This is a genomic window from Salinimicrobium gaetbulicola, from assembly GCF_042676025.1.
Classification (GTDB): Bacteria; Bacteroidota; Bacteroidia; order Flavobacteriales; family Flavobacteriaceae; genus Salinimicrobium; species Salinimicrobium gaetbulicola.
Genome location: NZ_JBHTJP010000031.1, coordinates 1 through 7623 on the forward strand (window position 1 = coordinate 1; position 7623 = coordinate 7623).

Below are 7623 nucleotides of genomic sequence, written 5' to 3' on the forward strand. Positions count from 1 at the left end.
CTGTAGACCCATCTAAAATGACATTTTTGACTACCTTTAAAACGATAACTTAACCGACAAATACGTTTCCCAAGTCCGCTACTTGCGTTAACCGGAGACGTTGTAGAGCATTTTATAGAAAGATATTATGAATAAAAGTCTGATTGAAAAATATGAGGGAAGATATAAAATTAGAGCTTTAATTAATCTGATTCCACATATTGGTGGTGCACTAGATTTACTACTTTCCGAGAAGGGTTCCAAATGGAGAGAAAAAAGAATAGAACTATTCTTAAAACAACTAGATGAAAGACTTGGTCAACTGGAAGAAAAGGAAATTGAAACTGAAATTATAAATTCTGAGGAATTTTATGATTTAATGATACAAACCTTAAACTCAGTAATCAAAACAAGACATAAAGAAAAAATAGAATTTTTTTCGAACATACTTTCAAATCACATAAAAAAAGAGAGAAAATCAGAAATTAGTAGCGAACTAATGATTTCAATTCTTGACTCTTTAACCATTGATGAATTGCACTACTTTTCCGAATTAAGACAAAATGATAATGATATAATTTTGCACAACATTCTTCAAACAAAAGTAATTTGGAACTCATACTTGAAAAATATAAAGAAAACAGGTAAGGTTGCTTCCAACAAAAATCAACTTCCTCAAGATTCTGTTTTCGATTTTCAAATGGATATTATATGGAAAATGTTAAGCGATAAAAATTTGATCCTAATTGAAGAAAAAAATGAACTTGGAAAACTAGATTATCAATATTCTAATTCTAGTCAATCGTTCTCAAATCAAATAGATTATAATAAAATAATCAAATATAAAATCACTGATTTTGGATTAGAATTCCTAAAATGGATCGAACAATAAAACGCTCAACAACATCGGTTAACGAACAAATAGCGGCAGACCATCTAAAATGACATTTTTGACTACCTTTAAAAACGATAATTTAACCGGACAAATTCGTGTCCCCAACTTCCGCTACTTGCGTTAACCGGGTACGTTGGCAAACATATAAATGAACATTAAGAAAAATATAATACTAATCCTATTTTCATTACTATCGACAATAAATTTAGCCCAAAATACGTCTGAATTAAATTGTGAAAGCGGAATTGAAAAAATGGAAACTGAATTGGAATCTCAAAAATCAGTTTCCTATAAGATTATTTATTCTCAAAATTTATATACAGAGGAAAGTTTTGATTTTAGAGAAGGAATAATTGTAATAAATGACTTAAACGACAAAATCAAACCGAAAGAAATCATTGAAACAATTGCTCGAATTGGTGCTGAAAACAAATTGACTAAAATCATTGCTTTCAGAAATTGTAATTCAATAGGACTTTATTTCCAAAGGTCTGAACTCTCAACTGAGCAAAAGAATTTGTTAAGTAATGACCTAATTGCGGAAGTTGAAATTGATTTACCAAGATCCTTATCAAAAAAAGAAAAGAAAAAACACAAAAGAAAACGTGACTTAATTGAATCTGTTTCAAAAGAATCTTGTAAAAAATTGACCGAACTCGGAATTGACAAATTAAGTATGGAAAGTTTTAATCAAATAGTTTCAAGTACTTCGGCAAGACACGCTGAAAAAACAATGAAAGTTTACGAAATGTCATTTGAGAAAAGTGTAGATGAATTTTTAAAAGACTTAATGAATCATTTGATACACGACTGTCAATTAGTAAAAGAGTTGGTAATGAGTCAGTAAAAAATACGTTTGCCAACATCGGTTAACGAGCAAATAGCGGCAGATCCCTCTAAAATGACATTTTTAACTACCTTTAAAAAGGTACCTTAACCGATAAAGAATAGTTTCCTAGGTCCGCTACTTGCGTTAACCGGAGGCGTTGTGCCTAATTTCAAAAATGAACCGAATTATACTCATATTGACATTCATCCTTTTGGTTTCATGTGGAAAACAGAAGAATAAAGACACTTTTGACATTGGTCTAAACAATAAATTAAGTATGGTTCCAACCATTAATCAAAAGAGCCAGACTTTCTCGTCTGATTCAATAAAAGTAGAGACCTCAAATGAAAAACTTCAAATTGAATCACCTGAAATCAAAATGTTGGAATATCTAACGCTTCACTTTAATAGAATTGAGGATTCCACATTTTTGAAAAAACCAGAATGGATGATTGAAAAAGAAACTAAAGACACCATTTGCGGTTATGTAATTTCTTTTAAAGAAGGACATTCCTTTAAACACGAACAAGAATGTGTTGAATGGGGTGAAATTGTAACCGTAAGTTTTAGAGGTTTCACATCAGATAAAGTCAGACAGATTGTAGAAGAATTATATAAGAATGAAAATTATGATTGGTATTCAAATAAAACTGAATATCGCCCTGAAAAATATTATGAATCCGTGTGGACATTCAAAATCTTAGAAAGTGAAGCCTCAATTGAATTAGAATTTGCGTATTCATGGATATAATAAAAACTAGGCACAACATCGGTTAACTAAAATGGCTTTTTCGAGAGATATTTTTCTACATTTATTTCAATAAGAAAATTCGTTTCCACGGAAAGTGATGTCTTCCCAACTCGCCACTTTTGTTAACCGGAGACGTTGGCAAACATTTTTGATATCCCAGCTGAATAGATAATTTTCCGAAATTTATAAATAATCAAGAATTAAATGAATTAACCAGCCTTACAAATGACATTAAGAAAAATATCAATCGGTACATCCTTATCAATTGAAGAAGTCTCTCTAAAACTTAAATCTGTAACTAGCGACTTATCAATTTCTAATATTTGGAATGCTACTGAAATGAAGTTTGAAGGTAAAATTGAAAAAAATTCGTTCGTTATTTACCCTTTATTTGATTACGGATTCAGAAAATTATTAAGACCTGTATTAGTCGGGAAAATAACTGAAAATAAAGACAATCATAATATCATTAAAATAACCTTTAAAGTCCCTGAAATATTCAAAGTTTTATTAGCTGTCGCAATAGTTTTACCTTTTGTTGTATCGACAGGTTCCATTTTTTGGACTCATATATCGTTTGTGTTTTTAGGAAGTTTTATTTATTGGTTATACTTAAAATTTAAAATAAATAAATCGATCAAAATCTTAAACGAGATTTTACACCTCACTAATCCTAGTTCAGCTGCTTAAATAATCGTCAGACTGGAATTAATAATGAGTACGAAATGAATATGTTTGAGTTTTTCATATTCGAAAGGAAATTGATAATCAAACTTTACGATTTGTCAACATAATTATCTAAACTCAATTGCAATAAAACGTTTGCCAACATCGGTTAACGAGCAAATAGCGGCAGACCATCGAAAAATGACATTTTTGACTACCTTTAAAAAGATAACATAACCGACAAAAAATCGTTTCCCAAGTCCGCTACTTGCGTTAACCGGAGACGTTGTGCATAATTTTGAAAAAAATGAGAACTTCAAAAATACTTTCATTATTTATCCTTCCAATTATTCTATTTTCTTGTAAAGAAAAAGATAGAACAGAAAAACAATCAGTATCGGAAAAAGTCGAAATAATCGAACCAAATATTGACTTAAAAAAAATCGAAACTGATTTTATTAAATGGTGGACTTACTATTCATCCAACATTTCTCTATCCTCTAATTTTATTGGACTAAATGAAGAAGCAGACACAATTGAAAAAAAGCAATTTTTAGAAAAATTAATTACAGGAAATTACATTCCATTAAAAATAAAATCAAACACTGCAATTAAAACATACAAACTTTTTGAACTCGACTCAAATGCAAATAAAAGTATCGGTAAAACAATAAAGAACGAATCGCTGACAAGCCTTAAACATTTCAAAATGGAAGGACAGGAACTTCCAAAATTCGAGTTTATTGACTTGAATGGAAATCATTACACCAACGAAAACACTAAAGGAAAAACTATTATTCTAAAAACTTGGTTTATTAACTGTAAAGCTTGTGTAGCTGAATTTCCAGAACTAAACGAATTCGTTGAAAAATACAAACAAAAAAATAACATTATTTTTGTGAGTTTAGCATTGGATACAAAAAGCGAATTAGAAAGCTTTTTACAAAAGAAAGAGTTTGAATATCAAGTAGTCCCAAATCAAAAAGAATTCGTAAGAAATTTAAACTTACAAACTTATCCGACTCATCTGATAATCGACGAAAATGGAACGATAAAAAAAGTGGTTAATAAAGCGTCGGAAATGATTGCATCTTTTGAAAATCTAAAGGAATTGAATGAAAAGATTCCCCCACCACCACCATTATAAAAAACTATGCACAACATCGGTTAACGAGCAAATAGCGGTAGACACTTGTAAAATGACATTTTTGACTACCTTTAAAACTATAACTTAACCGATAAAAAATCGTTTCCCAAGTCCGCTACTTGCGTTAACCGGGAACGTTGTGCACAATTTTAAAGTATGCCATGAAATTTAAATCAATAATAGTATTCTTATTTTTTAATTTGACAGCTTTTTCTCAAGATATTACGGTAAAGGAAATTGATAATTATATCGGATCTGTGGACTCAAATTCTAGCCTAAATCTAAAAGAATATAACTGGAGTGAAATTACCGGAAGTCATATTGACCATGGAGCAACATTGAAAATATGGAAGCTAGAAGGGGAGATTGTAAAAATTGAAGAACAATTTGGTGCTTCTTACGGCAGATATACAAGATTGACCTATCTAAAAAATAATAAACCTATTAAAGGAATTGAAACTGAGGAGAATTTTAAATTCAAAAATGACGAGATAGATTATTCCAACTTAAATATTCAGTTTAAAATGGAAATATATGTAACCAAATTTAATGACCTGATTGGAGAGTATGAATTTGATGTAATTGAAAAAGGGAAAAGAATGGCTACAGACCCCTATTGTGATTTAAATAGTTTCTTCACAATAATGGATGAGATTGATAATTTATAAAAACTGTGCACAACATCGGTTAACGAGCAAATAGCGGAAGATCCGTTTAAAATGACATTTTTGACTACTTTTAAAACGATAACTTAACCAGCAAATTCGCGTCCCCAAGTCCGCTACTTGCGTTAACCGGGAACGTTGTGCGTAATATGAGAAAACCCAAGATGATTAAAAGAAATTTACTATTTGGACTTTTAATTCTACCCTTGATTTCCTGTGCGGAATCGAAAAAAAACACCTCGGAATTTATTTATGAAAACAAAGAAAGTAGCGTGGAAATAAAAATCTTAAATGGAAATGATTACTTGACTTATGACACGCCAATCAGAACGGATTTTGAATGGAAAAATATCGACATAAAAACAGGTTCAATTTATGGAACTGGAATTAAAGTGCTCGGAACGAAAAATGGAATTACCAAAACGGAAATAAATGTTCCAAGCAATTATTTGGAAACTGATACTCTGAATATAAAATTACGTTTTGAAATTAATGGAGAAAAAACTGGAACGGAATTTAATGTTCCAGTAAAAACTGGAGGATAAAATACTACGCACAACATCGGTTAACGAGCAAATAGCGGAAAACCCTTCAAAAATGACATTTTTGACTACCTTTAAAAAGATAACTTAACCGAAATATTTCGTTTCCAAGGTCCGCTACTTGCGTTAACCGGAGACGTTGTGCCTCATTTGAGTAATATCCATAACTGAATGAAATTCTTTCCGACCAGAAGCTACATAATTGAATTGAACCGAGATAGCTCATCGGCAATGGCTGACTTAAAGCGAAACACCAAATTGAAATCCGGTCTGTTATCGGAATATGGAATCAAAGAAGATTTCATCGGACAAGTCAATCAAAGTGAATTTAAAATTATCTCTTCCCTAGTGGGATTTGGAGCCCTCTGCGTCTTGATTGGAAAATTCGAAAATAAAAACGGACAGATCGAAATCAGATTTCATAAAGCTTTTAAGATCTTATTTTCAATAATGTTATCATACCCAATAATTGGATTTATCATTATTTGGCAAACAGAAGAAATAGAAACTGCCCTAAACTTACTTCCGACCTTAATTTTTGCATTTTTAGCAACCAGATTTATATTTATGGAATTGAGTTTTAGAATAATTTCAAAAATCGGACTGAATAAATTGACACAAACTCTTGGTATTAAAACGAGGCACAACATCGGTTAACGAGCAAATAGCGGCAGACCTCTAAAATGACATTTTTAACTACCTTTAAAAAGATAACTTAACCGACAAAATACGTTTCCCATGTCCGCTACTTGCGTTAACCGGGAACGTTGTAGCCAATTTGAAAAAACAAAAAAATGAAATTAAAAATTTTTGTTCTTCTCCTATTCGGATTGACCTTAATTTCTTGTACTGGATGTCCTTCAAATTTAGAAACTGTGGAAACCTGGAGTGATGGAAACCCTAAAAAAGAAATTTATTGGTTAGATAAAAAGGACAGTATTTTCAGAGAAATAACTTACTTCAAAAACGGACAAATAAACCAGAAGCATATAATAACTAATGGTGAATTAGAAAAAATGACGGCTTATTACGAAACTGGAGAAATTGCCGCTCTGATTATGTATGAAAATGGCAAACCAGTTGCTGGTGCTGAGTATTATAAAAACGGACAGAAAAGAGGTGAGATTTCTTATGATCTTAATGGAAATCTAAATGGAATAGCAAGATACTTTAATGAAGATGGATCCTTAAGTACAGAAGGAGAATATAAAAATGATAAACGTCACGGAGTTTGGCGCAACTATGATGAACAAGGAGTTATTATCAAAGAAGAAGTTTACTACTAAACCGACTAATAAAACTGGCTACAACATCGGTTAACGAGCAAATAGCGGTAGACCATTTAAAAATGACATTTTTGACTACCTTTAAAAAGATAACTTAACCGACAAATTCGCGTCCCCTACTCCGCTACTTGCGTTAACCGGAGACGTTGGGGCTAATATTTATAAAACTCTATCTGATTGAAAAAAAGAACAAATCAAGACAGATTCCAAAATGCCTTAAATGAACACTTCGGATTTTTAACCGACAAGTTTGGTTTTATAAAAATACCGGAATATCAATATGTCTACGAAGTTCATAACGATTATGTGAAACCTGGGCTGATTATCAAAATTATTTATGATGGAGGATTTTGGGTAAATATTTTGAAACCAAACTTTTCAGTCGAAGAAATAATTAAGGGTGAAAAGCGGACAAATAATTACGCCCTAAACAAATACAATCTATACAATCTTAAAAATTTAGATTTAGACAAATCAATTTATAATTCAGTTAGTGCCAATAATTTCCCTGATAAAGATTTATGGTATTTTTCTAAACTCTTAAAAGAAAATCCTGAAATTTTAAACGGTAACACCAAGAAACTGACTTGGATTTATCGCTTAATGAAGAAAATTGGAATAAGTTAATACTAGCCCCAACATCGGTTAACGAGCAAATAGCTGCAGACCATCTAAAATGACATTTTTAACTACCTTTAAAACGATAACTTAAACGGACAAATAATCGTTTCCCAGGGCCGCTACTTGCGTTAACCGGAGACGTTGTGTGTCATTTATGCTAAGGCACAATAAAATTTAAAATTGATCAATAGACTTGAAAAAACTTATTGAAAAATACGATGGAAAGAAATACACGCTAAAAG

At 31.2% G+C, this 7623-nt stretch carries 10 protein-coding genes; all 10 read left to right on the forward strand.

The window, feature by feature from the left end:
* Positions 1–127 precede the first annotated feature (127 nt).
* The gene (locus tag ACFQ1G_RS01455; RefSeq protein WP_380736462.1) at positions 128–871 is read left to right on the forward strand and encodes a hypothetical protein; all 744 of its coding nucleotides are present in this window, start codon (positions 128–130) and stop codon (positions 869–871) included.
* Positions 872–1022: 151 nt separating this feature from the next.
* Positions 1023–1721 carry a hypothetical protein gene (locus tag ACFQ1G_RS01460; protein WP_380736463.1) on the forward strand — a complete coding sequence of 233 codons (699 nt, stop codon included), beginning with the start codon at positions 1023–1025 and terminating at the stop codon, positions 1719–1721.
* A 178-nt stretch (positions 1722–1899) separates the two neighbouring features.
* Entirely contained in the window at positions 1900–2454 is a 555-nt protein-coding gene (locus ACFQ1G_RS01465) for a hypothetical protein (protein ID WP_380736464.1), read from the forward strand.
* Positions 2455–2679: 225 nt separating this feature from the next.
* The gene (locus ACFQ1G_RS01470; RefSeq protein ID WP_380736465.1) at positions 2680–3144 is read left to right on the forward strand and encodes a hypothetical protein; all 465 of its coding nucleotides are present in this window, start codon (positions 2680–2682) and stop codon (positions 3142–3144) included.
* 283 nt (positions 3145–3427) lie between these two features.
* Positions 3428–4267 (forward strand): TlpA family protein disulfide reductase, encoded by an 840-nt coding sequence (locus ACFQ1G_RS01475; protein ID WP_380736466.1) that lies wholly within the window; start codon positions 3428–3430, stop codon positions 4265–4267.
* 161 nt (positions 4268–4428) lie between these two features.
* The gene (locus ACFQ1G_RS01480; RefSeq protein ID WP_380736467.1) at positions 4429–4935 is read left to right on the forward strand and encodes a hypothetical protein; all 507 of its coding nucleotides are present in this window, start codon (positions 4429–4431) and stop codon (positions 4933–4935) included.
* A gap of 146 nt (positions 4936–5081) precedes the next feature.
* Entirely contained in the window at positions 5082–5477 is a 396-nt protein-coding gene (locus ACFQ1G_RS01485; RefSeq protein ID WP_380736468.1) for a hypothetical protein, read from the forward strand.
* A 228-nt stretch (positions 5478–5705) separates the two neighbouring features.
* A complete protein-coding gene (locus ACFQ1G_RS01490; protein ID WP_380736469.1) occupies positions 5706–6131 on the forward strand; it encodes a hypothetical protein in 426 nt (141 codons plus the stop codon).
* A 137-nt stretch (positions 6132–6268) separates the two neighbouring features.
* On the forward strand, positions 6269–6760 hold the full coding sequence (locus tag ACFQ1G_RS01495; protein ID WP_380736470.1) for a toxin-antitoxin system YwqK family antitoxin: 492 nt from the start codon (positions 6269–6271) through the stop codon (positions 6758–6760).
* 177 nt (positions 6761–6937) lie between these two features.
* Positions 6938–7387, forward strand: coding sequence for a hypothetical protein (locus ACFQ1G_RS01500; protein WP_380736471.1), 450 nt, complete (start codon positions 6938–6940; stop codon positions 7385–7387).
* Positions 7388–7623 lie beyond the last annotated feature (236 nt).

Bases quoted from the DNA above. Each gene is read 5' to 3' on its own strand.
- ACFQ1G_RS01470 (WP_380736465.1), top strand. From the start codon at position 2,680: ATGACATTAAGAAAAATATCAATCGGTACATCCTTATCAATTGAAGAA.
- ACFQ1G_RS01455 (WP_380736462.1), top strand. From the start codon at position 128: ATGAATAAAAGTCTGATTGAAAAATATGAGGGAAGATATAAAATTAGA.
- ACFQ1G_RS01495 (WP_380736470.1), top strand. From the start codon at position 6,269: ATGAAATTAAAAATTTTTGTTCTTCTCCTATTCGGATTGACCTTAATT.
- ACFQ1G_RS01490 (WP_380736469.1), top strand. From the start codon at position 5,706: ATGGCTGACTTAAAGCGAAACACCAAATTGAAATCCGGTCTGTTATCG.
- ACFQ1G_RS01480 (WP_380736467.1), top strand. From the start codon at position 4,429: ATGAAATTTAAATCAATAATAGTATTCTTATTTTTTAATTTGACAGCT.
- ACFQ1G_RS01475 (WP_380736466.1), top strand. From the start codon at position 3,428: ATGAGAACTTCAAAAATACTTTCATTATTTATCCTTCCAATTATTCTA.
- ACFQ1G_RS01485 (WP_380736468.1), top strand. From the start codon at position 5,082: ATGAGAAAACCCAAGATGATTAAAAGAAATTTACTATTTGGACTTTTA.
- ACFQ1G_RS01460 (WP_380736463.1), top strand. From the start codon at position 1,023: ATGAACATTAAGAAAAATATAATACTAATCCTATTTTCATTACTATCG.